This window comes from Paenibacillus sp. 2003 (assembly GCF_031455635.1).
Taxonomy (GTDB): domain Bacteria; phylum Bacillota; class Bacilli; order Paenibacillales; family Paenibacillaceae; genus Paenibacillus; species Paenibacillus amylolyticus_B.
Window position 1 is genome coordinate 170,674 of sequence record NZ_JAVDTB010000008.1, and the last position, 26,467, is coordinate 197,140.

At 42.5% G+C, this 26,467-nt stretch carries 25 protein-coding genes; 9 read left to right on the forward strand and 16 right to left on the reverse strand.

Annotated elements, in window-relative coordinates:
- Positions 1 to 44: 44 nt before the first annotated feature.
- The 3 genes from J2X75_RS25045 to J2X75_RS25055 form a co-directional block, all read right to left on the reverse strand.
- Entirely contained in the window at positions 45 to 1,280 is a 1,236-nt protein-coding gene (locus tag J2X75_RS25045; RefSeq protein ID WP_310341282.1) for an MFS transporter, read from the reverse strand.
- Positions 1,281 to 1,361: 81 nt separating this feature from the next.
- A complete protein-coding gene (locus tag J2X75_RS25050) occupies positions 1,362 to 1,970 on the reverse strand; it encodes a TetR/AcrR family transcriptional regulator (protein ID WP_310341286.1) in 609 nt (202 codons plus the stop codon).
- Between the two features lie 136 nt (positions 1,971 to 2,106).
- Positions 2,107 to 2,907 (reverse strand): lipid II flippase Amj family protein, encoded by an 801-nt coding sequence (locus J2X75_RS25055; RefSeq protein WP_076216967.1) that lies wholly within the window; start codon positions 2,905 to 2,907, stop codon positions 2,107 to 2,109.
- A gap of 391 nt (positions 2,908 to 3,298) precedes the next feature.
- Between J2X75_RS25055 and J2X75_RS25060 the strand changes: the two genes are divergently transcribed.
- The gene (locus tag J2X75_RS25060) at positions 3,299 to 3,727 is read left to right on the forward strand and encodes a DUF2188 domain-containing protein (protein ID WP_310341292.1); all 429 of its coding nucleotides are present in this window, start codon (positions 3,299 to 3,301) and stop codon (positions 3,725 to 3,727) included.
- Between the two features lie 125 nt (positions 3,728 to 3,852).
- Here J2X75_RS25060 and J2X75_RS25065 read toward each other — a convergent pair whose 3' ends face one another.
- Entirely contained in the window at positions 3,853 to 4,587 is a 735-nt protein-coding gene (locus J2X75_RS25065; protein ID WP_036614465.1) for a YitT family protein, read from the reverse strand.
- Between the two features lie 948 nt (positions 4,588 to 5,535).
- On the opposite strand from J2X75_RS25065, the gene J2X75_RS25070 reads away from it, so the two are divergent.
- From J2X75_RS25070 to cysK, 4 genes are all read left to right on the forward strand, one after another.
- The gene (locus tag J2X75_RS25070; protein ID WP_310341297.1) at positions 5,536 to 6,573 is read left to right on the forward strand and encodes a nucleotide-binding protein; all 1,038 of its coding nucleotides are present in this window, start codon (positions 5,536 to 5,538) and stop codon (positions 6,571 to 6,573) included.
- On the forward strand, positions 6,570 to 6,803 hold the full coding sequence (locus J2X75_RS25075) for a hypothetical protein (RefSeq protein WP_017687536.1): 234 nt from the start codon (positions 6,570 to 6,572) through the stop codon (positions 6,801 to 6,803). The genes J2X75_RS25070 and J2X75_RS25075 overlap by 4 nt, the downstream gene beginning before the upstream one ends.
- A gap of 454 nt (positions 6,804 to 7,257) precedes the next feature.
- Complete coding sequence (locus tag J2X75_RS25080) at positions 7,258 to 7,647, forward strand: YhjD family protein (protein WP_310341302.1); 390 nt, start codon at positions 7,258 to 7,260, stop codon at positions 7,645 to 7,647.
- Between the two features lie 133 nt (positions 7,648 to 7,780).
- Positions 7,781 to 8,737, forward strand: a complete 957-nt coding sequence (gene cysK / locus J2X75_RS25085) for a cysteine synthase A (RefSeq protein WP_310341305.1) — start codon at positions 7,781 to 7,783, stop codon at positions 8,735 to 8,737.
- A 500-nt stretch (positions 8,738 to 9,237) separates the two neighbouring features.
- Here cysK and J2X75_RS25090 read toward each other — a convergent pair whose 3' ends face one another.
- Entirely contained in the window at positions 9,238 to 11,202 is a 1,965-nt protein-coding gene (locus tag J2X75_RS25090) for an ATP-dependent DNA helicase (RefSeq protein WP_310341307.1), read from the reverse strand.
- Between the two features lie 256 nt (positions 11,203 to 11,458).
- Between J2X75_RS25090 and J2X75_RS25095 the strand changes: the two genes are divergently transcribed.
- Both J2X75_RS25095 and J2X75_RS25100 read left to right on the forward strand, forming a co-directional pair.
- Positions 11,459 to 13,051, forward strand: coding sequence for a catalase (locus tag J2X75_RS25095; protein ID WP_310341309.1), 1,593 nt, complete (start codon positions 11,459 to 11,461; stop codon positions 13,049 to 13,051).
- A gap of 656 nt (positions 13,052 to 13,707) precedes the next feature.
- Positions 13,708 to 15,087 (forward strand): right-handed parallel beta-helix repeat-containing protein, encoded by a 1,380-nt coding sequence (locus tag J2X75_RS25100; protein WP_310341311.1) that lies wholly within the window; start codon positions 13,708 to 13,710, stop codon positions 15,085 to 15,087.
- Positions 15,088 to 15,222: 135 nt separating this feature from the next.
- Here J2X75_RS25100 and J2X75_RS25105 read toward each other — a convergent pair whose 3' ends face one another.
- The 10 genes from J2X75_RS25105 to J2X75_RS25150 all read right to left on the reverse strand — a co-directional run bounded on the left by J2X75_RS25105 (position 15,223) and on the right by J2X75_RS25150 (position 24,225).
- Complete coding sequence (locus J2X75_RS25105; protein WP_310341313.1) at positions 15,223 to 15,504, reverse strand: DUF6809 family protein; 282 nt, start codon at positions 15,502 to 15,504, stop codon at positions 15,223 to 15,225.
- A gap of 179 nt (positions 15,505 to 15,683) precedes the next feature.
- Positions 15,684 to 16,559, reverse strand: coding sequence for a hypothetical protein (locus J2X75_RS25110; protein WP_310341315.1), 876 nt, complete (start codon positions 16,557 to 16,559; stop codon positions 15,684 to 15,686).
- Positions 16,560 to 16,563: 4 nt separating this feature from the next.
- Positions 16,564 to 19,122: an N-6 DNA methylase gene (locus J2X75_RS25115; RefSeq protein ID WP_310341317.1), complete on the reverse strand. Its 2,559-nt coding sequence runs from the start codon at positions 19,120 to 19,122 to the stop codon at positions 16,564 to 16,566.
- Positions 19,123 to 20,262: 1,140 nt separating this feature from the next.
- On the reverse strand, positions 20,263 to 20,487 hold the full coding sequence (locus J2X75_RS25120) for a hypothetical protein (RefSeq protein WP_310341319.1): 225 nt from the start codon (positions 20,485 to 20,487) through the stop codon (positions 20,263 to 20,265).
- Positions 20,488 to 20,503: 16 nt separating this feature from the next.
- A complete protein-coding gene (locus tag J2X75_RS25125; protein WP_310341321.1) occupies positions 20,504 to 20,803 on the reverse strand; it encodes a CdiA C-terminal domain-containing protein in 300 nt (99 codons plus the stop codon).
- Positions 20,737 to 21,366: a hypothetical protein gene (locus tag J2X75_RS25130; RefSeq protein ID WP_310341323.1), complete on the reverse strand. Its 630-nt coding sequence runs from the start codon at positions 21,364 to 21,366 to the stop codon at positions 20,737 to 20,739. The genes J2X75_RS25125 and J2X75_RS25130 overlap by 67 nt, the downstream gene beginning before the upstream one ends.
- Before the next feature lie 64 nt (positions 21,367 to 21,430).
- Complete coding sequence (locus J2X75_RS25135) at positions 21,431 to 21,649, reverse strand: WXG100 family type VII secretion target (protein WP_310341326.1); 219 nt, start codon at positions 21,647 to 21,649, stop codon at positions 21,431 to 21,433.
- Positions 21,650 to 21,807: 158 nt separating this feature from the next.
- A complete protein-coding gene (locus tag J2X75_RS25140; RefSeq protein WP_310341329.1) occupies positions 21,808 to 22,275 on the reverse strand; it encodes a hypothetical protein in 468 nt (155 codons plus the stop codon).
- Between the two features lie 407 nt (positions 22,276 to 22,682).
- Positions 22,683 to 23,012, reverse strand: coding sequence for a hypothetical protein (locus tag J2X75_RS25145; protein ID WP_310341332.1), 330 nt, complete (start codon positions 23,010 to 23,012; stop codon positions 22,683 to 22,685).
- Between the two features lie 4 nt (positions 23,013 to 23,016).
- The gene (locus tag J2X75_RS25150) at positions 23,017 to 24,225 is read right to left on the reverse strand and encodes a WXG100 family type VII secretion target (RefSeq protein WP_310341335.1); all 1,209 of its coding nucleotides are present in this window, start codon (positions 24,223 to 24,225) and stop codon (positions 23,017 to 23,019) included.
- Positions 24,226 to 24,874: 649 nt separating this feature from the next.
- On the opposite strand from J2X75_RS25150, the gene J2X75_RS25155 reads away from it, so the two are divergent.
- Both J2X75_RS25155 and J2X75_RS25160 read left to right on the forward strand, forming a co-directional pair.
- On the forward strand, positions 24,875 to 25,441 hold the full coding sequence (locus J2X75_RS25155; protein WP_310341340.1) for a DUF4879 domain-containing protein: 567 nt from the start codon (positions 24,875 to 24,877) through the stop codon (positions 25,439 to 25,441).
- Positions 25,442 to 25,727: 286 nt separating this feature from the next.
- A complete protein-coding gene (locus J2X75_RS25160) occupies positions 25,728 to 25,952 on the forward strand; it encodes a hypothetical protein (RefSeq protein WP_310341342.1) in 225 nt (74 codons plus the stop codon).
- Positions 25,953 to 26,152: 200 nt separating this feature from the next.
- Here J2X75_RS25160 and J2X75_RS30400 read toward each other — a convergent pair whose 3' ends face one another.
- Entirely contained in the window at positions 26,153 to 26,416 is a 264-nt protein-coding gene (locus J2X75_RS30400; protein ID WP_397384267.1) for a DUF4279 domain-containing protein, read from the reverse strand.
- Positions 26,417 to 26,467: the final 51 nt, after the last annotated feature.

Here is a 26,467-nt window from a genome sequence, read left to right on the forward strand (position 1 = left end):
TTGTTTTTAATAGACGAACTATTGTTACACGAGAATGCATTGATTTAGGTTTGGCTCGAAGAAATTTCCGAATTCAATTGGCTGGCAGAAGCCGTCTGATCATTACGAAATTGAATTCGCATCGCTGGAACAATACCCAGGATCATCACGGTAACCGAGATTGCGTAGACGATAAAAATGGATGTGCTGTTCATCAGTACACCTGCCATGGAAGATCCAAGAAGCATGCTTCCTATGAATAAAGGTGTGATGGTGCCATTCACTCTCCCGATCAAGTGCTCATCAATACGGGTGACCAAGTACGTGGAGATGATGACGTTGATGAATGCCAAACTGATTGAGCTCAAGAAGCTGATCAAAAGGGTCAGCCAGAACCAACTGGATAACACTTCCCCCATCGTGGCTACAGCCAGACACAGCACACCTACGATTAGAGTTAAAGTCTGATTCAACTTGCCACTTACAGCAGCCGCAATCCCTCCTCCAATCAATAAACCTATTCCAGATGCACCTGACAAAAACTGTAACGACGTTGCTTCAAGTCCCAGACGTTCGGTGATCAGAAATATTCCAAGTGGGCTGATGAGACCCGCAGAAAGCCCTATACAGATGAATACCAGACTAAGCATTTTTAACGAGCGGGATCGAGCAACATATTGCCAGCCCTCTTTGATATCCGCTAATAATGAGGTATTTGTTTCCCGCTGAGTGGCGTCTTTAGGCAGAAATGTGAGTAGAAGCGCAGAGGTGAGGAATAGAATGAGTAATGCGTACATGGATGCCTGAATTCCCATTGCAGTGTATATAAATGTTCCGACGATTGGTCCGAGAATTAAAAACAACGATTGACCACTCTGTGTAATAGCAATTGCAGATTGCAAATGTTCTCCCTTTACATTTCGCCTCACAATCTTTAGAGAGGATGGCTGCGAAAACTGGCTAACGATAGAGGATACAAACGTGGCTACGTATAGAATCTGCCAATACCCGGAAGATAAAACGCCAATAATCATGACAATAGACAACGCACTCAGAATATCTCCCAGTATCATTGTACGTTTGGGATTCCAGCGATCAGCAAGTGCACCGCCAATGATGGAGAAAACAAAAATCGGGGCATATTCAAGTACGGTAATCAGCGAGACGGCTATTGGACTCCCCTGAGTTCGATCCATTACATAATAGAGGATCGCCATATTTCGGATCCATATCGCCAGATTTTGCAGCAGATCAGACCCTGTAACGATTAAAAAAGCTTTGTTTCTGAACAATGTGTTCATTCTCCATCTCCTTTTTTAAACCGACTGTCCGGTTTATTAATATTTAAAAAGAAAAACTGACGTTACATCAGCTTTTCATGGTTAACGTTGTTGAATGCCTGCTAGCAAACTGGCCATGCCTTTGTGGTAAATACGACGAATATCCGCCAAGTCCTTCTCGTAATAGAGTGTAGTCAATCCGCTAAACAGACCGTAGATAATGTGCATTACATCCTGTGGATCATCCGTCTTTAACTCCCCATCTTCCATCCCTTTAGTAATAATGGACTCGTATGTCGCATATGGAATTCGGATCAGGGAAAGCATCTCATCGAGCATCTCCTGACTAACGACCTGACCTGAGACAAACTCGTTAATGGCGTGATTCAGCGGGTTAGCCAAATCATCCACGTAATGGTCAGCAAGTCCGTACAGTTTATCTACAGCTGTCTCATACCTGGATTCTTTCTCTAGCCAAGCATCCATCCAATCTTCATTATTAAGCTTGATTAGATACATGAATAACTCTTCTTTGCTTTTGAAATGATAATAGATACTGCCTTTACTTCGATTGTTAATCGTACATATGTCTTCCATGGAAGTTGCACTATATCCCTTTTGGGCAAACAGTTCCTTGGTATTACGTGCAATGTCTTTTTTAATCTGGGTAACATCTTTTCTTCGTTTGACTTCGATTGGAAAAACCTCCATAAACTAAACCGACTATTCGGTCTAATAGTATCACAGCACAAATACCTCGTCAATTCAATTTGCACTGGCACCCTCTCATTTACTGCTTCAAAAGATATACAAGAGAGTGCCTGGCTACAATTCACGAAAGAATTCGTCACATCATACTTACGATCCAACCGATCCAATACGCAAATGGAATTAACAACAACTGTGCCAACAGAGTACCGAATAGACGGGATACGAGCATGCAGCCATAAATCTGATTCATGCGATCCAAACGGATCTCGCCACGTAATGATCGGTCACTGAGCAAGGAAATCCGCGGATCAATCAGGATGGTTAACAAAATAGTCGCTATTCCGTTAATTAACCCGGTTGATTGGGATGCAGCTACAGCCTGCCCTGGGTAAAGGTACGCTGCGTATAAGCTGGACAGGACACCTGTGGTATAGATTGCGGTTACCGCTACATTAAGCAACATTAACCGTCTTGGCATCCCATGTTGTACCAATCGTTTGGCCATCTTCCAGGATGGCGGGGTGATGTAATACGTTGCATTTCTAATCTTGCTTCGCTTCAGCATACCGCGAACCATTGCTGGGATAGAACCGGCTGCTTCAAAATGTACAACCATTCTCGACGAGAGCTTCACCATGGTTGGAAAACACAATATGGCTAATGCCGTTCCAATCGTTGCCGCACCCATTAACCAGTGCAGCTGTGCTGCAAAGTGTGGATTGGCTCCACGTGTTGCGGTATCCACCAGATTACCTACCATTGGACCCTGGGCCATATTCGAGGTTCGAGAAACCAACAGCAAGATACCTGCCAAAGAAATGGCAAGCGCAATTCTGCGAGTGCGTAGCCCACCAAGGCGCAGCGCATAGGACAAGCTATCTGCGGCATGAATCAGCATGGTGAACAGCATAGGGATTGCCAGGCTAAGACTAAACATATGTATGTACTCCTTTATATTCCTTTTGTTGAACTTATTTCTTTCATGGACAGCATTATACGCCTCTGTCTTGCAAAAGTATAGGAACGAGATCCTTTTATATAAGTTGAAATAAATAATGTTTACACTGGACACTCCGATGACAGAACAACCTTCCGATCGCTGTTATCCCCAGATTTTTTTGATTCCTTTTATAAAGGGGTAAATCCGGGGATAAAGGCGAACACTTCGTTTCTTCAGGTTTTTTCTGTCCTCTCCGTTTCGTGTAAATGTTTATTTCAATTTATATAGATCATCGGTAAATGCACTTACGACCTCGGATGTTCATCGTTTATCCTCCCCCTCACAGGGTAATATACAACTAATCCATTATTGTACAGGAGGGGTTCATATGCCTTGGAACAAACAGGATTATCCGGTATCCATGAAGAACCTGGAACCACGAGTCAGACACAAAGCAATTGAGATTGCCAATGCTCTGCTCGATGACGGGTATGAGGAAGGACGCTCGATTGCCATAGCGACAGCTAAGGCGGAAGAATGGGATGAGAATCATCCCGCACCGGAAAGTTCGAAATCGGACTCCACGGAATGTCGTCATTCCGAGCCCGTTTCTTCGTCCAAAAGTCATGATAACATCCATGTAGTACCTACCGACTCCGGTTGGGCGATCAAAGAAGAAGGAAAGTCTACCTATCTGTCCACATTTGATACTAAGGCAGAAGCTGTAGATAAGGCCAAAGAACTGAGTAAAAAACAAAATATTCGAGCGATTATCCATAATCAGGATGGTCAGATTGCTTCTTCGATCAAGCCCTGAATGGATCGGAAAACAACAAAATCCCTTTTGCTGCTGAAGAGCAGTCAAAAGGGATTTTATATGAACGTTAACTATCAAGACCTGAATATGATTCATACAGGTTATGGTTGTTCTGAAACGTATGGTTAATTGGATACCCCTCTAGCCACCGTAGTCCGTTGTGAAATAGCAGCAGCGTTAACTGCCTTGGCTGCAGCCGATGGCATCGGCAATTTCACAGCCGAAGTTGTAACCACGGTTCCGCGAGCCGGAACACTAACGACGTACGTGATGACTTTGCTGGCAATCCATACGGCCAGAATCGTATATAAAGTTTCTTTTACCGGAAGAAAGAAAAGCGACAATCCCAATACAAAAGCATCGCTGACAAAGAAAACTGTTCCCAGCTTCCATCCCTTCCAGCGGCTAACCAGCACGGCGAGAATATCATCTCCGCCTGTCGCTCCACCGAATCGAAGCACGATCCCAGCGCCTACCCCTGTCAATATACCGGATAGAACTGCCGGAATCCACAGATTTCCGTTAAACGACAATACGAGTGTGGAGTATCGTTCAAAGCCGTCATAGAATAGGGAAAATGCACCAACGCCAAGCAATGCCTGAATCATGAATTTCCAGCCTTTGAGGAACCAAGCCAGGATCATGACCGGAATGTCCAGTAACAACATACCGATAGCAGGTGATAAGCCTGTTGCGTATTTTCCGAGCAGGGCCAGACCAACAAATCCGCCCTCCGATAAATGATTCTGAAAGTTAATGTGATAATAGGCAAAAGCTAAAATAAATGTACCGAGCAGCATAATGGCGAATTTGATCGCCTCTGTTTTAACGTGTTGTAAGGTTAACGATGTTCTCTTCATTCAGGTTCCCTCGCAGTTTGTAGGTTGGTTTTTTAGACCGACCGTACCCTGCAAAAGGTAAGCCTGGAAGAAATCATCGTGTACGTCCTTCGAATATTCATTCCAATCCCCTCTTTCGCAGAGTCAGCCGTTTTTTTGAACCGGTTGGTGTACTCTACAAGGGGCGCTATGTGTATGAGAGATCGTAACGTTTCCAGATCGTCCTTGGGGAGATTGTCCTTCGGGAACTCATGGTATCCTGATCCTTTCTGTTCTGTTGTGGTTAGCTGTGCTCAGTTAAACTGAAAATAACTACAATGCATAAGCTTGAACATTTAATTGTACACTTACACTTGGATTACAGTACCCTCTTTCGATCGCGGTTATCCCCGGATTTTTGGAATTCCATTTTCCCTCTGGGGAAAATCCGGTGATAGCTTATGCTTCCCAAGCTGCTTTCATTCAAAAAGCTTTCAGGCGAACGCTTCGCTTCTACAGATGGGTTCTGCACTCTTCGTTCCTGTGTAAATTGTAAATCCAACTTACAGCAGTTGCAAGTTCATTCAGTTTAAACACCAAAGCTAACTTGCTTGTTCTTCTATTATATAACACCAACGTGACCGGGTCTAAACAGCGGACCCCTCAAAAACAGGCATAAAGCAGCCTTTGGACTGCTCCAGCAGTCATACGGCAACACCAGGATAAGCAATGCTTGCTAATGGTGCAACCTGCTCCTTTATTCTATGACCAAAGCTTCCAAAAATAACTGTCAGTCACCCAACTGTGACAAATTGGAGCCTTTTTTTATTTTCTTGCGCTTTTTAAAGGAATCATTTTCCTTTCATACATACACTATAGCAAACGTAATCGGCTTATTCTTTGTCCAGTTCAGACGTTTCCAGACTTACTCTGCTGTTTATGGTATAATATAACAATTGAATCCCACTACCGTTTAAGCGAGGCGGATTGATGAAAACGTTAAAGCCAAGAGTCTTTATTGGTTGCTCGCTGGAAGCAAAGCCGATTGCAGCCGCAGTACACGAAAACTTACGTTTTTCAGCCGAAGTTACCCCTTGGTATTCCGGGGTTTTTAATCCAAGCAGCTATACCATGGACGATCTGGAAGTAGAGGTCCGTACGACTGACTTTGCCATTTTTATTTTTCATCCGGATGATATATCCAAAATTCGCGGGAAGTACTACGCGTCGGTCCGGGATAATACAATGCTGGAAATGGGTTTGTTTATGGGTCGTCTGGGACGAAAACGTATTTTTTTCATTCTTCCTGAGGATATTACAGACATCAAGGACACAACCAAGGTCGAAGGATTGCGTATGCCCACAGATCTGCTGGGGTTAAATCCACTCGTATATGAAATCCGTTCTGACGGAAAGTGGGCACCAGCCGTGTCCGTGGCATGTTCCAAAATCGCAGACAGTATTGAGGAACAAGGACGCTGGAGTGATCCAGAATTGGAGGACATCATTGAGAAGCATAAACGCACTGAGGGAGAAGCAAGGTTACAACTGCTTAAGTTGCTGCGGTTCTTTAGGGAATTGCTGCGTACCCGCAAAGCAGATGCCAAGATGCTGGAGCGAATGAGCGATGCCCTGCGTACTGCCTTTGTCTCTCATCCTCCATTCGCTGTACGTGGCACAGCCATATACCGTACAGATGACAGTGGTTATATTGAGCAATTATGTGGTAATGTTGGAGAACCGGGGAGAAAGTATGACTTGTCCGCTAATGACGACAAACAACCGGATGATCCCAAGCGCATCCTGGTGATTGATTCTTACCGGGAGAATAAAATCAAGATTAACCTGTATGATGATTACCTTGAGAAAGAGTATCTGCTATGCTATCCTGTAGCCAAGAGGTATGTAATCACCGTTCACATTATTGGACATATTGAAGCGGATGAGGCGGTATTTCAGCAGATTGACCTACAGAATCGTCAACTGTTCAACGCCATCAACGATTTGTTAGGAGGCGAACCGGAATGAAACCGGAAACGAAAAAAATAAGCAAGCGCTGGGGCAGCGAAAAAAAGGTACGCCTCAGTTCTGCGCCCGAATCATCACGACCGGTTCCGGAACCCAAGGAAGAAGATCGTTTCCACAAGCCGGCCGTACCGCTAACTACCATTGGGCCCTCCCTGAAGGGCAAGGAAAGACCTTATAAGGTCATCCTTGAAAAAGAGGCGTTCTACGAAAAGCCTCAATATCTTGCTTAATTTCTGAACACATCATCAAACCTGCCGCTGAATCGGCAGTATTCCATAAGCCCCGCCGCCCAAGGCAGGGGCTTTTTTGTTGCTCATTTTCGCTAAAATAAAACTGCTTCTACTCGTTGACCTAGTGCCCTGGTGTTAAGACAAAGCATCCTTGAATCATGATCGCAATTCATTGCTTGTAATTACTTCTGTAGCAGACTACATTGCATAAGGCTTATTTGGTTTATGGCCTTAGGTTTCCTGCAAAACCCATAAATTATACCTTATTTTGGAGCAGGCTTGTCCTTAAATCCCTAGCTTCATCCACTATCTGTACCTTTAGAAAAATGAGGTAATATGTGCTTCCAATATTTCTCGGTTGTATTGTGTATCTCCATTACATATATTGATTATAATATAGGAACACATGTTCTGTAAATATAAAATTCCAATTAAAGGCTAAGGAAGTGAACATATGGCCTCCTCTTCCACTTCAGCCCCAACTCCTGCGGATGAAGATCATCGTCTGATCAAAGGGATGGTTGTGCGTACGCTTTTGCTGGATGTACTGGAACGGGATATTCGAACTCTGGATACGCTGCTTCTGAAAATGCCTGAGGTCTATATCCTGTCGCTCACCCGCATTCAGAATGAAGTACTTAAGGAGATGCTAGGACTGCGCAAACAGATGAGAACCCGTGGAGTAAAAGTTCTGGAGGAAACGCGGGGAAAGGATGGCATTGAAACCGTTTATTTGTGCAGGGGATACATGCAACGGTTCTATATGCTCTGGACATTTGCACGCAATGAGGTCAAAAAAGAGCTGAGTCAACATCTGCAGATGGATCTGACACAACAGGTTTGACAAATGAACGGGTTGACCATCGCTAGCTGTGTTCATTAAGATGGAATAGAGATATCCAACCATTCCAATAAGGCATGAATTGATTTCAGCTGGATATACTCTCAACGTCTTATCAATCAAGGAGCTGTACTTCATGGATTTGAATACACATTCGATTAAACGAACACCCGCACATACAGGCATTGCCGCAGATGTAACAGAACTGATCGGCCAGACACCTGCCGTTAAACTGAACAGACTCACAGACAGCAACTCCGCTGACGTATATGTGAAACTGGAATATTTCAACCCAAGCGGCAGCGTCAAAGACCGTGCCGCCTATAATCTGATTGTTCAGGCTGAACTTGCGGGACACTTGCTCCCTGGTGCTACCATTATTGAACCAACCAGCGGCAATACCGGGATTGGTCTTGCGATGAATGCCGCCGCCAAAGGATATAAAGCCATTTTGATCATGCCTGACAATATGTCCAAGGAGCGCATCAATATCCTGAAAGCCTACGGCGCAGATGTGGTGCTCACTCCCGCTGCGGAGCGGATGCCTGGCGCGATTCGCAAAGCGAAAGAACTTCAGGCAGACATTCCGGGAAGTTTCATTCCGCAGCAATTCGAGAATCAGGCGAACCCGGACATTCACCGAATCACGACGGCGCCCGAGATTATGCAGCAGATGGATGGCAAGCTGGATGCTTTCATCGCTACCGCGGGAACCGGCGGAACCATTACGGGCACTGGGGAAGAACTGCGCAAGCAGTTACCCGGTATTCGCATCTATGCGGTGGAGCCCAAAGGTTCTCCGGTGTTGTCCGGTGGCGAACCCGGACCACACAAGCTCGTCGGTACAAGTCCGGGGTTCATTCCGGACATCCTGAATACCGACGTGTGGGATGCCATCATCCAGGTGTCCGATGAGGACGCACTGGATACGATGCGGCAGCTTGCTGCCCGGGAAGGGCTGTTGCTCGGCCCTTCCTCTGGCGCTTCGGTGTGGGCCTCCCTTCGTATTGCGAAGAAACTGGGGCCGGGGCACCGGGTGCTCTGCATTGCGCCGGATACCGGGGAACGGTATCTGAGCATGGGTATTTTTTAACACAGCTAACATCTGTACACATCAAAAAGGGGCTCCCATGTCCCACAAGCCATGAGCCCATAAGTTATAAGCTTGACAGAGGCCCTCCCTTATGAGCATTCATTGGTCATTGGTTCTAAATGAACCTGACACACGCTATTCGCTCCTATTTGCGCAGGTCTGACATGTAACGAATCATAGCGACGTTATTACTCCGAATTCAGTCGATTTACAGGCTTAAAAGCTATTTTCGGCGGGATAACGATACTGAGATTCGTTAGAATTTACATCTCTTCATTATCACTCTAATAAGGTGCGGTAGATTCGTTAGAATGTTGGAGCGATTGGGAGCGAGGGAAAATCCCTCGAAAAAAAGGGAATAAAAGTACATTGGAGAAACCATCAAAATAAAAAATAAGCTCTTGCTCACATACGGATGATGAATCCGCAGAGAACAAGAACTTATTTTGGTAAGAAACTTTATCATCAAAAACAAAGCAAGAACATCTAACGTAAGCTGGTTAGTATGTCAGGGTTGTCCATTCCACACCTTCGGGAAGCAGAGCCGCAATGCGGTCTTTGGCTTCCTTTTTGGTATACAGCGATTCATCGAGAATGACCGCAGAACCGGAATCCGTGCTTGTCCGGATCAGACGTCCAAGACCTTGCTTCACACGCAGGAGCATATACGGAAGATCGATCTCTTCGTATGGTGCAGCCGACGCACTGCGTTTTGCATTGAAGACAGGGTCCTGTGGCGGATACGGGAGCGACCAGATCATCACGTTGGATAATGACGGTCCTGGAACGTCCAGCCCTTCCCACAGATTAACGGAGCACAGCACACTCTCCTCATCCTGCTGGAACGCCGCGATCAGATCGCTGATCTCCCGGTCACCCTCATACATAAAGCGCAAACCTTCTGCTTCAGGCACATGAACGATATCCTGCTTGAACGCACGCAATTCCTCCATCGTACGGAACAGGATGAGTGCACGTCCTCCACTCTCCTGAAGCATGGACACCGCATCGCGCATGCGATTTTCATTTTCGGGATGGCCTGGTATAGCTTCATCGGTAATCTTCATCTTCATTTTGTCCGCATAATCATACGGGGAAGCTACAGAGAAGGATACAAAATCATCAATGCCCAGGCTGTCCGCCACATAACGGAATGAACTATCCACAGATAACGTTGCAGAGGAGAACACGATTGGAATACCTGTGTTGAACACACGCTCATTCAGCATTTCCTTCACGGTACGCGGCATGATCGATAATGTCGTCTCGTCTTCACTCTCTTCCGCCCAGCAGATATAGCCGTCTTCCTTACGGAATAACGCAAGTGCAGACTGAATCATGTCCAAATGTTCTTCGACGACACGCATCTGGTACCCATCCAGCGAGAACAATCCACTTTCAAATACCAATTCTTCGCCAATGGCATCCAGCACACTCGTCAGACGTTCAATCTCACGCAGAAGTGGTGCTTCTACCCGAACTTCTTTCCGTTCCGATCCGGGAATCGCCACCGTATACGTATCGAGCAACGCAAACAGGCGTTCACTGCTCTCAATGGCTTCATCCACACGCTCCGCGAGGGATTCACGAATCTCTCCTTCAAGCAGGCGAGTCACGAGTTCCTCGAAAATACGGTGTTTCAGCTTGTAACTCAGTGCGTTCAGGGCTGCTTCTTCCAGCAAATGTCCTTCATCAAATACAACCGAGCTGTGATCAGGCAGCAGGGGCAGTTGTCCCTCGCGTTTGCGTGCATCATAGGTCCAGACATGCTCCATGTAGTAATCATGGGAACAGATGATGATGTCTTTGGAACGACGGTAATGGTCACGCGATAGCGTCAGGCCGCAGCGTTGTCTTTTTGGACAAACAAAACAATCCTGGAACGGGTCCCAGTTGATTTTGTTCCACTGACGATCGTTCAGATGTGGATACTGTTTGCGGTCACCATACGGATGGAAAGCCTGAAGCGTACCCGGCGTGTTCACAAAATCCGGCAGGCTCTCGTGCACTTCTTCAATAACAGGCGCATCCTCATCGGCGAATCGCACCGCACTTAATTTGTTCAGACAGACGTATTGGTCTGGGGACTTGCCCAGACGTGCGTCCACTTCCAGATCCAGATGTGCAGCCAGCTTTGCAATATCTCCGCCAGGCTTCACAAGCTGTTCAATCAAGGACTCATCGGCACAGGCGATCACCGCCGGTTTGCCCGTATAACGTGCATAACAGACCGCGTAGAGCAGATAGACTAACGTCTTGCCTGTTCCTACTCCGGCTTCCGCCATAATGGTCTTTTTATCTCCATAGGCCCGTTCGAGCTGGTACGCCATAAAAATCTGTTCATCCCGTACCTCGAAGCCGAACTCAGGCAAAATATCGTAAAAAACATCGGCAACCCACTCTCCCAGACGGGATACAAAAGGTTCAGCCGGATCATATGCAAAAGGATAACGTTGTGTAGACAATCCTTGGTCAGCCTCCATTCTTAGACAAAGCGGTCCTATTTCATTTTCCCGTACCAAAAAGGCCGCTGGACAAAAGTTAATTATCTCACGCAGCGAGGCGGGTGACAAGCTTTTTTTACGAGAGAGCTCGAAGGGCAGTTGGTTAGGTTTTTCAAAAGGTAGCTTTGATGTTCGTTGGTTGCCACGATGTATAGAACCTGCCCACAGGGAAAATATATACAGGAATCCAACTTAAGGAAAGGTGGCGTTCCACTCCATGGATAACCATTCTTCACAATCCGAGCATTCCTCAGACCAATCAAGCGAGACTTTAACGGACCGACAGGGTCACCCCATCACGGACAATCAGAACGTACGAACTGTGGGCAGTCGCGGACCAACAACACTGGAGAACTATCATTTTCTCGAAAAGATCACTCACTTCGACCGCGAACGCATCCCGGAACGGGTTGTGCATGCCCGGGGTGCTGGTGCTCATGGCGTATTTGAAGCGTATGGAACGGCCGGGAATGAACCGGTATCGAAGTATACACGGGCACGTCTGTTTCAGGAAAAAGGAAAAGAAACCCCCGTATTCGTTCGATTCTCAACGGTTATTCACGGTGGGCATTCTCCCGAGACGCTGCGGGACCCGCGTGGCTTTGCCGTGAAATTTTATACGGAAGATGGCAACTGGGATCTCGTCGGTAACAACCTGAAAATCTTTTTCATTCGTGATCCGCTCAAGTTCCCGGATATGGTACATGCCTTCAAACCCGACCCGTTGACCAACGCACAGGATATGGAGCGGTTTTTCGATTTTGTCTCACTCAGTCCCGAAGCAACCCATATGGTGACGTTCCTCTTCTCCCCTTGGGGTATTCCGGCCAATTACCGTCAGATGCAAGGGTCAGGTGTCAATACATACAAATGGGTCAATGAGGAAGGCACAGGCGTGCTCATCAAATACCACTGGGAACCGCTGAATCAAGGCATACGTAACCTGCTGCAAAAAGATGCGAGCGAGATTCAGGGGCAGAATTTCAACCATGCGACGCTTGATCTGTATCATGCCATTGAACAAGGCGACTATCCCGAATGGGAGCTGTGCGTACAGGTGATGGAAGATGGCGAGCACCCGGAGCTGGACTTTGACCCGCTGGACCCAACCAAGTTGTGGCCGCAGGATCAGTTTCCTTTTCTACCCGTTGGAAAAATGACGTTGAACCGTAATCCCGAGGATTATTTCAATGAAGTGGAGCAAGCGGCATTTGGCACAGGTGTATTGGTGGATGGGCTGGATTTCTCGGATGACAAGCTGCTGCAAGGACGCACCTTCTCCTATTCGGATACCCAGCGTCACCGGGTCGGTGCGAACTACCTGCAACTGCCTGTGAATGCGCCGAAGAACCGTGTTGCGACCAATCAGAGCGGCGGACAGATGCAGTATCAGGTGGATCGTGCACCGGGGCAGAATCCGCATGTGAACTACGAGCCTTCCTCCCTTGGTGGGTTAAAAGAAGCTACACCACGTGGTCCGGAACATGAACCGTTGGTGGAAGGCAGGTTAGTGCGTGAGAAGATCGAACGTACGAATGATTTTGGACAGGCCGGGGATACGTACCGGGCATTCGAGGATTGGGAGCGGGATGAGCTGATCAGCAACATGGTCGATGCTCTGGCCCAATGCAAACCGGATATCCGGGAGCGCATGATCTCTCATTTTACCCAAGCGGATGCCGATTACGGTCGTCGTGTAGCGGAAGGACTGGCGTCAGTGCCTACCGATGATAGTGCGACAGTCCAGCCGAAAAATGAACCAAGTGTCGAGCAAGCGAAGAAGCGCGGTCGTGAGACGGACGGATATTAAAATGGACAGCATTGTAGAACTCTGGTCTATGCACTGCTTATAATGCATGAGATTGTTCGGATCGATAATTCCCCGCGTTGGTTTAATAGAGCACATCGCTTGATTCGATGAGTCTTGCCATGAAGGACAGTGCCTACAATGATCAGATAATGCCACTTCGAACATCGCCCCAATAGCCTCGTTGCCTCTGGCAGCCGCTATGGGGCTTTTTGTTATGCGTTGATTGCCCCATCATTTCGATAGAGGGCACAGATTATGATTACGCTCCCCTATTGGATGCGTGCGGCTCTTTTTTTGAAAATGCGAAGTTCATTTGGGTGGATTGAGGGTGAGTCTCGTGCCTTGAGGGTTGTAAAAGCGTGCATCTCTAGGTTCATTTCAGATGATTCATCGTTAAATCAGGGCTACCAGCCAATGTCAGGATTACATGTAACCTGTGAAACCCCAAGCAATGGGAGCGACTACGCCTAACCTGCCTATGTCTAGACCCATCTGATCAAATGATTATTGAAGATAACGTTTACAACATTTACCATAAAACTATGCTGTACAGAGAGTATTCATTCCATCGCAATGATCTACTTCATCGATGCATCTGTCCGGCATACCGCAACAGCTCACGCATTCTATTTTCCATTAACCAAGGAGGTCTATTAATGAAATTATTCCCATCCACATCTACTCATGTATCTGCACGATCTGTACATTCTCTGAAGGAGCGCTCCCTCAAATCAAAAATGGCCCAGATCTGTCTGAGTGCCGCATTCCCTCTTTTATTAATTGGTGGTGGATCGGTTAGCGCGGCGGATGTAATCGAGAGCAGCTTGCAGAATAATCCATCAGAAGCCGTGGCTACCTCAAGTGCGACACTTGCTGCGGGTGATCTCTATGTCTCCCCTAGCGGCTCAGCCAGCAATCCAGGAACCATAAATAGTCCTACATCTCTGGCTAACGCATTGACCCAGATCGCCCCGGGCAAAACGATCTATCTGCGCGGCGGAACTTACAGCTTCTCGCAGACCATTACCATTGAACGTGGTAACAGCGGTACCTCCTCACAACGTAAAAATCTGGTGGCGTATGGATCGGAAAAACCAGTCTTTGATTTCTCCGCTCAAGCCTTCGCTTCCACCAATCGTGGACTGCAAATGTTCGGAGACTACTGGTTCGTCAAAGGTCTTGAGGTGAAGGGTGCAGGCGACAATGGAATCTTCATCGGAGGCAGCTACAACCGCCTGGAGCAGATCGAGGCCCATCACAATCGGGATACGGGGATTCAAATGGGACGTTATGCTTCCACTGCCGCCAAGAGTGAATGGCCTGCATATAATGAAGTCATTCGTTCTTACTCCCACAACAACTATGACCCGGATGACGGTGAGGATGCAGACGGTTTTGCCGCTAAACTGACCGTTGGCCCGGGCAACGTCTTCGACGGCTGCATTGCCGCCTATAATGTGGACGATGGCTGGGATCTGTATAGCAAAACGGACACAGGCGCCATCGGCGCGGTCACGATCCGCAATAGTATTGCCTACGCCAACGGCGCAACTTCAGACGGAACATCTACCTCCAACAGTGATGGCAACGGCTTCAAGCTTGGCGGCGAGAAGATTGCGGTGAATCATATCGTTGAGAACAATATTGCTTTTAATAATAAAAAGCATGGCTTCACCTACAACAGCAATCCCGGCTCGATCCAGATGAAAAACAACTCCTCCTGGAACAACGGGCAAAGCAACTTTGCCTTTGATGTAGGCACCCACATCTTCACCAACAACCTGTCCTTCCAAGGCGGCGCCAGCGACAAAATCAGCGGAACCGACGTCAGCAGCACCAACGTCTGGTGGAAGAACAAAAAAAGCGAGAACGCCAAGGGCCTGCTCGCCAGCGCAGCCGACTTTGTCTCCCTCGTGCCTTCAGTAACACGTAGCGCGGACGGAACACCTGTCTTGGGTAATTTCCTGAAGCTTGCGGGTGGTAGTGATCTGATTGGGTCGGGTACACCTTCGGGTACGAATATTGGTGCACGGTAGGTGGTAGTTATTGAGATAAAAAAATAATAAAAAGCAAAATCCCCTCCTCCATGCCAGCCTAATCGGTGGTAATGGAGAGGGGATTTTTGAATTGCTGTGTATTGTCTACTCGCTGGCTTCTAGGTTGATAGATATTCAAGGTTTGGCTAGAACCTCAATCATCAGTCTGCCGCCTGTGCGAAAACCTTGCTCAAATGCCGCTTCCACATACATGGACGTGGATTGTCCGATCAAGTCTATCAGTTGCTCCAAGGCATCGTACTCGTTCACGGTAAGCTGTGTTCTGTAGTCTTGCATAAGGTCCGCTATCTGGCGATTGATCTCCTGATACTCTTCTTGCTCAGGATGAATTGACTCATCTAACCGCAGGTTTCCGTGAAACAAATCCTCGATCAGGTTTGACATATTATCTTTCATGGTAAGGTCACCTCAGAAAGATTGTAACTCAAGGGATAAGGTGAGATGGGGATTTAGCGGGAAATCCGCTAAGATCTAATTAGATTTCAAACGAAAGAAAAAAGAATAAAAACTGCAAAGTACAGTTTCAGGTCTAAATCACCTTCATTTTCAGCAGAGTAATCCATAAAATCAACCACTTATGTAAAAATTGTTTTAAACCATTTAATAAAATCAAATAGTGCGAATAAAGCATTTATAACGGTATACTGAGATGGCTTTAATGAAGAAGCTACACTAATATTTGTAGTATGTACACCATACTCACAAGAAACTTTATATGTAGATATTGCAATTTCACTAACATACTTTGGAAATTCAATGCCATTCCTATATGAATTATTTCGTAAATACCTATGCGAGCTCGTAAAAGATATTTCGCCGCGTTGGTTAAACGCATATTGATCAGGAAGATATGTTTTATTTAAAGCATTAATTTTAGACAGTATTTCTTCTTGTATATCACGTATCCTGCCTAAAGAATTCTTTATTGTTATTAAATCAGTTTTCTCCATATTTTTAACTAGTTCAACGAGTTCGGCCTTTCGAGATAAGGGCAATAGTTGTTTATCAAACACATCAAAAACGTCCTCATACTTTTTTATAATCTGAATTTCATCTAAATTTTCATGAATCTCTTTTATTAAAATAAACATTTCTTTTTCCGATTCGTTACCTTTCCTATAAACCTTCTCATTCTTTCTATATCTCTTAACATATTTATAACCTTCAACATCACCAGTTAATACAATTCTAGGCTTTGTATTATATTCTTTATCTAAAAAAGTAATTGCCGATGCCAGAAAATTTTCATCGTCAAATTTATCATTGAGATTGATTAGACCTTTAATATCTAGAATAATCGCAGTTAGACCACTGTGAATTTTCGGCAAAAATGTTTTCATTTCATCTAATGATCTGACATGATACATTTCAATTCCTTCATTTTTGGAAAATGATTGCAAAGATTTTGCATACTGTATATCGTCATCTACTAATAGTACATAAATCGGCATATTATTACTTCCCCATTCCCTTGAATTTAAATATAAACTTTACCCCTTGATCCGAATACCCTATTTCAAAATTCCCATTATGAGATGTGATTACTCTATTTAAATAAGCGCCTCCAAGTCCACTCCCTTTACTATCTGTACTCCTTCTTCCTGCTAAGATAAACTCCTCTTTACTTAATTCAAATTTTGAACCATTGTTGTAATACTCTATAATAATACCTTCACTTAATTTAATAACTTTAAATTCTATTCTATATCTTTCTATTCCCACTTCGCTTTTAAAAGCATGTTCTTCGGCATTGTTAATTAACAAATGAATCATTTCTTTAAAACTTTGCTTATTTATATATAATTCAACTTCTTCTCCTGTCACCTCCAATAAATATGGTATTGGTTGATTTACCCCCCTATCTTTCTTTATTTCTTCTAAAAGTGATTTTATCTCGATATTTTCAAAATCCTTATCTTCTAAACTTAAGTTTATTGATTTTTGAGTATCTGAGAAAGTTTTTTCTATCAACTCCAATCTCTCTTTGGTAATATTAATAATATCTCCTATCCTAATCAATTCTGTTCTTTCTCTTAAGCCATTCCTAACTTCTGGAGAATTATTATGAAGCTGTGTCTCAGCTTCCGCATAAACAGAATTTTGTAAATTTTGCTCATACAGAAACCTTTCTAACTTTAAAATATCATGACCTACGACCGATACATGTTTACTAACATTGTGAATCAACATATTTACAACTTTATTCTCTGCTGCTATCCTTTCTTGTTCCAAGTTAATTAGTGTTTCCTCATACATTTTTTTGTATTTTTCTAACTCTCTTAATGGTTGCTCTTGATATTTAGTAATTTGATTTTGTTTTTCGTATTCAGGCTTAGGTATCACAACATCTAAAAGATCTTTATAAGGAATTCTTTGTATAATTCCTCCTCTTTTAAATGCTTCAACTTGTCTTATTACGTTAGGATTATAAAAATTGAAGTATAGATCTTCTATTGAAAATGAATCTTGAAATTTTTCTTTAATAATCAAAGCCACACAATGATTGGTCAATACAACTTCATTATACTTCGTATACTGTGGATCAAATATTGTTGGCCTAAGATCTTTACCTTGAATACATAAAATTAATGCTTTCTGTTTTAGAAGGTTTTTGTATTTTACAAATTCAATATTATAATCTGGACCTTCTCTACTGTTAAGATCTAAATACATCTCATCCAAATTTCTATTTAAATTACTGATTCTCACTACTGGAATCCCAGATTCCACTTCAAGGTTTCTATTGATATTCATAGGTTTAACAACTTCTACAATATCACACAATTTTTGTCCAGTTCTATAATGTAACATTAACTTAACTTCATCGAATATTGGATCAAATGAATTAAATCTCAAATTAAAATTCCTTTTTGAAATTCTATCATAGTCAATTATTCTACTATTGTAACCTTCTTCATATTTTTCTATTGAGTAAGATAGTTCATCATAATCTTTTTTATGAAATTCTATAACCTGAATTTTATTTTTTTTAAAGTACTCCTTTTTTTTATTAATTATTAATATAGCGAAATTAACTGTATTTCTCCGAAGTCCATTTCCAGAAAATTCAATTACTGTCTCAATTAAATCTTGATTAATTAGCTGCTCACGAATTTTCTGTTCTTTTGACTCACTAAAAAGAAAAGTGCTAGGAACAATAATATATGCCTGCCCTTGGGGATTAAGTTGAGACAATACCAAACTAAGTAAGTAATCATAAGAAGAATATTCTGACCTCAACGACCTAGTTAAATGTAAATTTATTTTAGGTAACTGAGTGACAATCTTGTCATATTTCCGGAACGTCATATCGGATTTCATTAAGGAATCCTCATGTTTCAAAAAAAATTTTTTAGTCCCAAATAGATCAAATTGAAGTCTACATATTTCAAGTGAAAGTGCATTAATATCTTGGCCTTCAATCATAACTTCATTTGGATTTGAATCCGATAATACTTTATAAAGAAGTCCTCCAGCACCAATAAAAGGATCATATATAATCTCTTTCTTATTAATTGTTATTATTTTTTGAATTATTGTCGAAAACAACTCTTCATTTTCGAATCCTGAAAAAAAAGTATTGTATTTGTTTGAAAACAACTTAGAGTTGAACTTATAGAATATTTCTGCTGCAACTTTTTGTGTGAAATACATATTATCAAATAAGTTAAAATCAATATTATAAATAAATTCGCGCAAAACTGAGCTACTATGTCTGTTTGAAAAAAATATATCTCTAGATTCTTCAAAATTAATAATATGAAGAATTCTATTCATGTATTCTTCTCTATCACATCCCCCGCTTGAATACATTTCGTTAGTTCTTAATATTTCATGCCAAGCCGAATTATCATCAAGCTGTGATTTAAGCTTATAATATACTATTTTTGCAATCATTATTAACCCGATATCATTTTTAAGAAAAAAATAGTTTCCTCGAAGTACCTCAAGCGAATAATAGAAACGATTCTCAATTAACTCCAGATAATCTTCATTAATTTTGTCGTTTTCCATTTATTTTCACCTCTTTTCGTTTTATTACTACATCGCTAATGAAAGGTTTATCTAACTGTCTATTTCTTTTGAAAACTTCACTATACTCCTTACTCAATTTACGTTTTCTAGACTGATAGAGCTATTTGACATGAAGCCTCTGCGGGCAAGAGTACTCGCGGAATCCCCGAAGCATGAGAACTTCGCATTGCTGACACGCTTATCATTCCAGCATTTTTATATAAAATCGCAGTCTCTTTACCCCATTCGATGTAGCGAAGAAGCAACAGAGTTATTCACTAATTTCATTAAATGCCGTTGCTCAATCATCAGTCTGAGACCCTCTAACATCATTCACGTAACATTGTCCTAACACTATAGTACTAGGTAATTATAGGAAAGCACAAGAATAACGATTGGCAAGTATTTGTCTCGAACGTACATTTTTAAAATCTAAATAACAATTTCAAGATAGCATTCAAGTTTTCTTCTTTGCTAAGTTATACTTTACAACAAAACCCCAGCGACTCTTCTACCTTAAGCAGCGCATCACCGGGATCTCCATCATTCTATTCAATTCCCATATTCCATAACTTACCTCATCGCGTAAATACATACTCCCAATCGTCCCAAGGTCGGCCTACTTCCACTCCACAACGAAATCGCAATCTTCGGATTGCAATACATTCCCTGCTCGTTGAGTCTGCCGTTTAGTGAGACGCGGTAGGAATTCTGAGTCGGATTCTAATTGAACTGACCATCGTCTATCGAAGTGAACTGCCCTTTCTGGGCAAATCACCAACGAGATCGATGACGGAAATTCGCAGGACTCTACCCAGATCAAAACGACCACCTCCAATTATAAGCGTCTAACCATTTAACGACTATCTGATCATTCCGTAATATACCTCTAGTGATTTTCACATAGCAAGCGTATTACTGTGGATGTTCTAAATCCCCTTCTTCATACTCTATGTTAAGATCAGCAAATGGAAATTTTGCAGAGCCAGATAGTTTTTTGTCATCTACAGTGATTTGTTGTTCTCGCCTTAGCAAAATAGGTGTATCACCGTTGGACTCTAGTACACATTCGCCACCTGCTCGTTTTAGCAAAGCACCTATAAACTTTATTAATTCCTTAGCCCATTCTGTATGATAACTCTAGATGTCAAACCATAATTCGAACTTAAAATCGATTCCGTAGTCTTCACTTTTGAATCTGACGCCATCTCCGCCTTCTTTTAAACTAAGATTAAAACCAGAGGTGGACAGCTCTAATCGGTGATTTGAATTTTCAACGCTTTCCCCTTCACTTAACGTCTCGATTATTAATTGCTTCAACTGTTCAATATTCATGTTTACGGACCAATAAAATGTATAAAACATAGTTAGCCTCCTCTTCTTATGGAACTAATCTTGAAATTTTTCCTTCTTTGATGATTAGTACTTCTTTCAATGTGTCCACCTTATATTCGTTAAACTGCTGTTTTAAGTCTTCAATAGATCCCTTGTGGTCATTTAGATTAATGACGATCCGTTCTGCTTGAGTCTCTGATTTGTTCTTCACCGTACTCCAAATATTTCTGGCAGAAGTATTTTCCTTAGGAGAAAAACAGTCGAATGCTTGTCCATTAATCAAGAAATCAGGATTCGACGCTGACTTAATGCCGTATCCGTTCCCACCTTTAACTTCAGGCAGCATTTCCACATTATACCCTTTGTTAGCAAGCACATCAGCAGCAGTGTTTTGAAGCTCAATCGGGCGTGGATCATTGGGGTCCGGGCTTCCGTATTTTCCTTGGGTGCCCCTCCAGATGATGAACCAGGTTCAGTCAATTCGAATTTTGCTGTTTCTTGATTCTTCCGCTGCTCTATTTTCCCCGTTCCCGCTCCTCCATGATCGCTGTGCTTATTCTCTAATGAACGAAATGCTCGACCAAACAAAAGATAGGAAAACGCTTGACCAAGGACAGAACCGGTATAATAGCCGGTAGCATCTTGCGCCATCTGTAGTTTCTGTTGCTCAACAAACTGATCCACATCTGAGCGTGCAGTTCCGGTTCCCCAAGCCATATCCCAGGCAAATGCAATGCCACGTCCCGCATCGACTACTTTTCCCAATGTCATATCATAGACGAAACGGGGAAGCGTACCAAACGGATCATACAGAACACTGTCTGCCATCTGGCCCAATCCCGTCACTGCATCCCCAATGGACTTGTCCACCATACCCTTAGTAAAGCTTGGTTCCAATTGCGTGGGCACATCAAGTACGAGTTCTCTCTTTCCATCTACCGTTCTAAAATGGTGGGCAACAAAATTCAGTTCCTCATAAATATTTTTCAGCTTTTCTAAATGTAGTAGGGAAGATTTCTTTCATTTGAATAAATTCATAGAAAAAAAGTTCTCTTGTTACGCCTGACCATTCAGATTGAACGATATAGATTGACTTTTCCAACTCATGCACCATACGTTCAAGCTCCATCTTTTGAGCTTGAATCAATCTTGCCTTCTCAGCCAGTTCATCCGGATGCACCGTAATTCTCATATGTATCACCGCCAAATGTTAACATATACTGAGACATATTGGCATAAACCCATGGAATGAATTTTTGCCTTATTTTCAGAGGACTACAGTACCTTTTGAGCAATGAGTAGTTTCACTTTTTCGCAAAATATTACAAATCTATTGTTCATACAATTCATTTAATTCAAATTGTTGATACGCTCAACCTCACTGACCTCAATATATTTTTTGTTTATCCAGTCTAATGCTAATTCTGCTTCTTCTTTCAAGATAACACCTCGCTGGCTTTTATACTGAAAGTTCTCTTTTGCCCATAACAATAGTATCTTTATATATTGTAACGTTTCAATTTCACATGTACTGTTCTCTTCATCTTCTTCTGCAAAGATATCTTCAAAAGTTGTAAAACACTTATCAGATTTAATTAAGTTCACATTCCCCCCACCTTCGTATAACGTTATTTTCCTTTTCAGTAATTTGATTAAGTTTCCGATTTCTTCCTGTATCGCGGCTAAATCTCCAAATATATCTGATCCCAAAGAATTACTAATCAGATAACCATTCTTTAAAGATGAATCAATGCCTAAGTTAAGAATAACTTCGTTGAAATCTTCTTTATATTCGATGGTATATCTATACTTAATCATGTTGATATCTCCAATCTCTTGATACATGAATAAGCTAACGTGATTTTCGGGCTTAATTAGCGGCCAGTTGGCTGTCTATAACATGACTTCCCGTTGGCAAATGCTCATTTAAGTCCTGACAATATTAGTAGTTGTGGTATTCTCCAAACAGTTGTGTCCAAGTCATTTCTTAAAAAACGCAGAAAAACCAAGGTAACAAAAAAAAACAGATCAATCATAGTGATATCTAACCATAATCGACCTGTTTGATGTAACAGAATAACATTAATTAGGGATAAACCCAAAGCCTTTTCCTGCGTACAACTCAATTGACGAAGTCTTTATACAAATCTTATGTTATTGATTGAATGATGGATTCACTCTGCACTAGGTAGTCCCCTCAAACTGTAACATAACTAATAACCTATTTATCCTATAAAAACAACAGCATCTTTGCGCTGAAATGCTAGGGGCAATTTATTTTGAAGAATTGTTATTCTTTCGAACATTTTATCCCTTTTTTCCTTAGTTAAGTTTTTTACCGCCCAATCTTTGATTTGAGTTAGTTCCTTAATAATTGATGGTACATCTTCCTCCTCTACATCAACACCTGATGAAAAAAGGTCTGTCCATTGTAACCCTAGTGCTTCAATCGCAGGTTGCCAACATTCTTTAAAAAACGATTCTGTAGCAATGGGAACAAAGAAACTCTGTTCAAAATCATTTTGCGGTTCATATATTACAGCACTGATTGACATGCACTTATTCACCTCCAAAAGTAGCACTAAATTTGTAGTCAGGAAACTCTTCTTTTAGTTTATTAATGCTTTTGTTAACAGCTTGCCTCAATTTAGGTGTATCACCGTCTAGTCTAAAAACAAACTCTTTAATGCCTTTTATTTCTTGAAGTGCCGGTATTTCCTGCGACCCATTCACAGTTGTTCTTGTCGATGTGGCGTTCTCTAGAGCAAAAATCCGATTTCGCGTTTTGGTAAATATTTGTTTGTCCGCGAATTCTTGCGGTGTTTGTGCAGGTAGTCCTGTTTTAGGATTAAATTTATGAAGACCTTGAGCAGACTTATCTTCATAGAAGACGCCTTTTTTCAAGTCAATTTCATCAAATTCACCAAGAGATTCTCCCCTTTTATTAATAATCTCAACCTCTTTTGCACTCTTAATCCCTGAAACATCACCCGTCCCCTTAATATTGCTCGCTTTCCTCGCTTCATTAAGTTCCAAATTCTTTTTAATCTTCGCCACAGCTGGATGGGAAGAAGGTAGCCGAAAAGGTCCTTTGCCACCCGGCATACTCCCGCGAACCATCTGAAATGCCATAAATAGCTGACTGAACTTCAGAGAAGTCAACATCATCTGAGCATACTTATCGGATACAGGCTCGCCTGTGAAGGGATGAATTCCATTTTCAAAGGCTTTGATCTGCATCGCATAAATATCTTCCCCTGGCGCTTCAGCATCCGTAGCTTGCATCCGATTAAAATCCAAATGCCCCTGATCCTTCTTATATGCCTGAAGGGCTGCCTGATCCGTAACACCATTCTCGTTCACAGGCATCCACATCAGCTTCCCATACACATTGACTTGCGCCATGCGGTAGCCTTTATCCTCCGTACCCGCATCATTACCCAAGGTCTTCATCATTGCTCCCGCACCCACAGCGCCAACAGCACTTCCAAGACTCACCTTTTCAGCATCGACATTCTCAAATCGCGTAGCGATCTCCTTGAGTTCCTTGGAGATGCCCACCATACTCTCCAGTGCTTTATCCAATATAGGGCGCGACTGTTCAAACTCATAGTAGAATCGCTCCTGCGTCGCCCCCATCCACATCATCTGAACGAACATGATCTGTCTCGTCAGTTCACTGCGAATATGCTCCAACTGTTGTCTGGACTGATCTACCTGATTGGATACATGATGTAGTTGCTCAGGAGTCACCTTAATTGTACTCATCCGTTTTCACCGCTCATCTGATATATGATCAACCTATGTTAGCAGAAGTACTAGTACAATACATCCGCCTAACCTCCTGATTTCACTGCATGAATCTACGCACAGAATGATTTATATCCGTCCTTCAGCCCCATACGATCTCTATGTAGGTGTATACATGTTCCTGAGGGTTCTTTTTATTTGACGAATACAGAATACTGTAGCATCTTTACTGCGACGAGCAACACGCTTTAACAATTCATAGAACTAATGAATAAACTTGACTTTAACTGGAGATCGGTTGTACTATATGTTTGTATAAATGGAATATATTACAATTTAAATATTTATTTTGAATCTTATATTTTCAAGATGGGTATAAGAACCTACCAGTAGTTAAGATATTAATGCCTATACATGAATTTCCCATTTTGTCTGCAACACATAATCATTGGCAGGCATTCATTTTACATATACATTCCTACTTCATAGAGTTTTCTAGCCTGTAGAGTTCTATCTCCTTTATTTCTGTTTTCAGTAAAGAAAAAGAGGGAAGAACCATTTTCATAAGAAAGGAGGGCAAGAGGCTTTAATCTGCAAGCAGGTCTATTTGTCGTTTCAATATTTTTGTAAAAGAATACCCATAACAAGAAAGGTGGAGTTTATTGCTATGAGAAAATTGTTTAGTTTAGCTCTTATACTTGTTCTAGTGCTTTCGTTTAATGTAGCTGCCTACGCAGATGGTGATGTGACTCAAGCCAAACCGTTGACAAAGGAAGAAATTATTAATTCCAAAGAATTCCGTGAAGCTGTAAAAGCGGCTAAGGCTGAATTTGAAGCGCAGAAAGCTGATAATGCGGGTGGTCCAGTTCTGTTTGCGCCTGCACCGAAAGTATCTCACATTAATGTATACGGTGTTGTATCTCCTAATGGCGGTCAAGAAATTTACGGTTTCAATAACAATCCGCTCTCCACGACCAATGATCATGGTGGAGCTTGGATTCAGTGTATTACGTTCCAGATCGGTTATGACAGCAGTCACTACGGCACACTCGCCGGCAATACAATGACAAACAACTGGTCTGAAGCTATTGATCTGGACGGTGATCGTGTCATAGATGCTTTTGCCCATTCTTGGGTTTATGAATCCCCTAATTCAACAGGCGGACAATTTGTAGGTACGGTCTATTCCATTAACATCCCAACACAGTGGACCGCTTGGATTAATGTTCGTTAACAGGAAGGATGTTATATGAATATTCGGGGAATTCGCCATCCTGGTTCTATCATGAGGACTACGGGAAGTAAGCCCAAAGGCACATCAGCTTTGGATACGAATCCAATCGCACCTAAATTTAATATGACAGCTCACTCTTCTGCTAACAATTATGTTAGTACATTTTCTCAGGCGGATTTGAGTAAATGCATCTCAAGAAGTCCAGGAAGCATGGAATAAAGCAGAGGAAAAAAACAGTGGCTTCAATCCCTTAACCGATGCTGATGGTAAACTTGCAGGTTCCTCCTTGCTCGCGCGACATATGGAGATGGAATACAATCTGATGCTTCGTTATGGCGCTAAGGAAGCCCGCATTCGCATGGACCATGTGTTTGCAGACAAAGATTCCGCCAAGTCCCTAATTCGTGCGGCTTTGGAACGAGCTAATCATCCGTTAACAAGTGCTAAAAGCTCTGCCCAGCTTGAGTTAGAAAAGCATTTTTTAGAGTCTTTTCTATCTTATCTGGATTGATGTAAACGGATTTGATTCTTGATTAGGCGCAGGGATATACATCCCCTGCGTCTTTTCTCCGTTGTGACGTGATCCTAAGAGCAACATTGCAAAGAGCATCGCCGAGTATCCTGCCACGAACAAGCTAGAAGTTACAGCCCGCCACTACCACGTTTTCAACTTTTCAATATGTGGCTTCAAAAAATGAGGATCTGGTTCAATTACTGATTGATATCAAAAAATTCCTGATACTCCGTATCCAAGAACCAACAGGCTTCTTTTCGATACAAATCTCTATCATCAATCTTTTCTCCTTTTATATAGGTTCCTGATGGCTCGATTCCAATCTGTTCTGTGATAAACTTCGGCTCAAAATGATCTCCTATAATATTAAATTTTAACTTTTCAAGTAATAGAAATGAGTGTCTCCTTGCACAATTATAGTTTATTTGGTAATGTTTTTTTCTCCCGATAAACGATTCAATTTCATCCGAAAGTTTTTGTTCCGTTCACCCATATATTTTTGTGCTTCTATA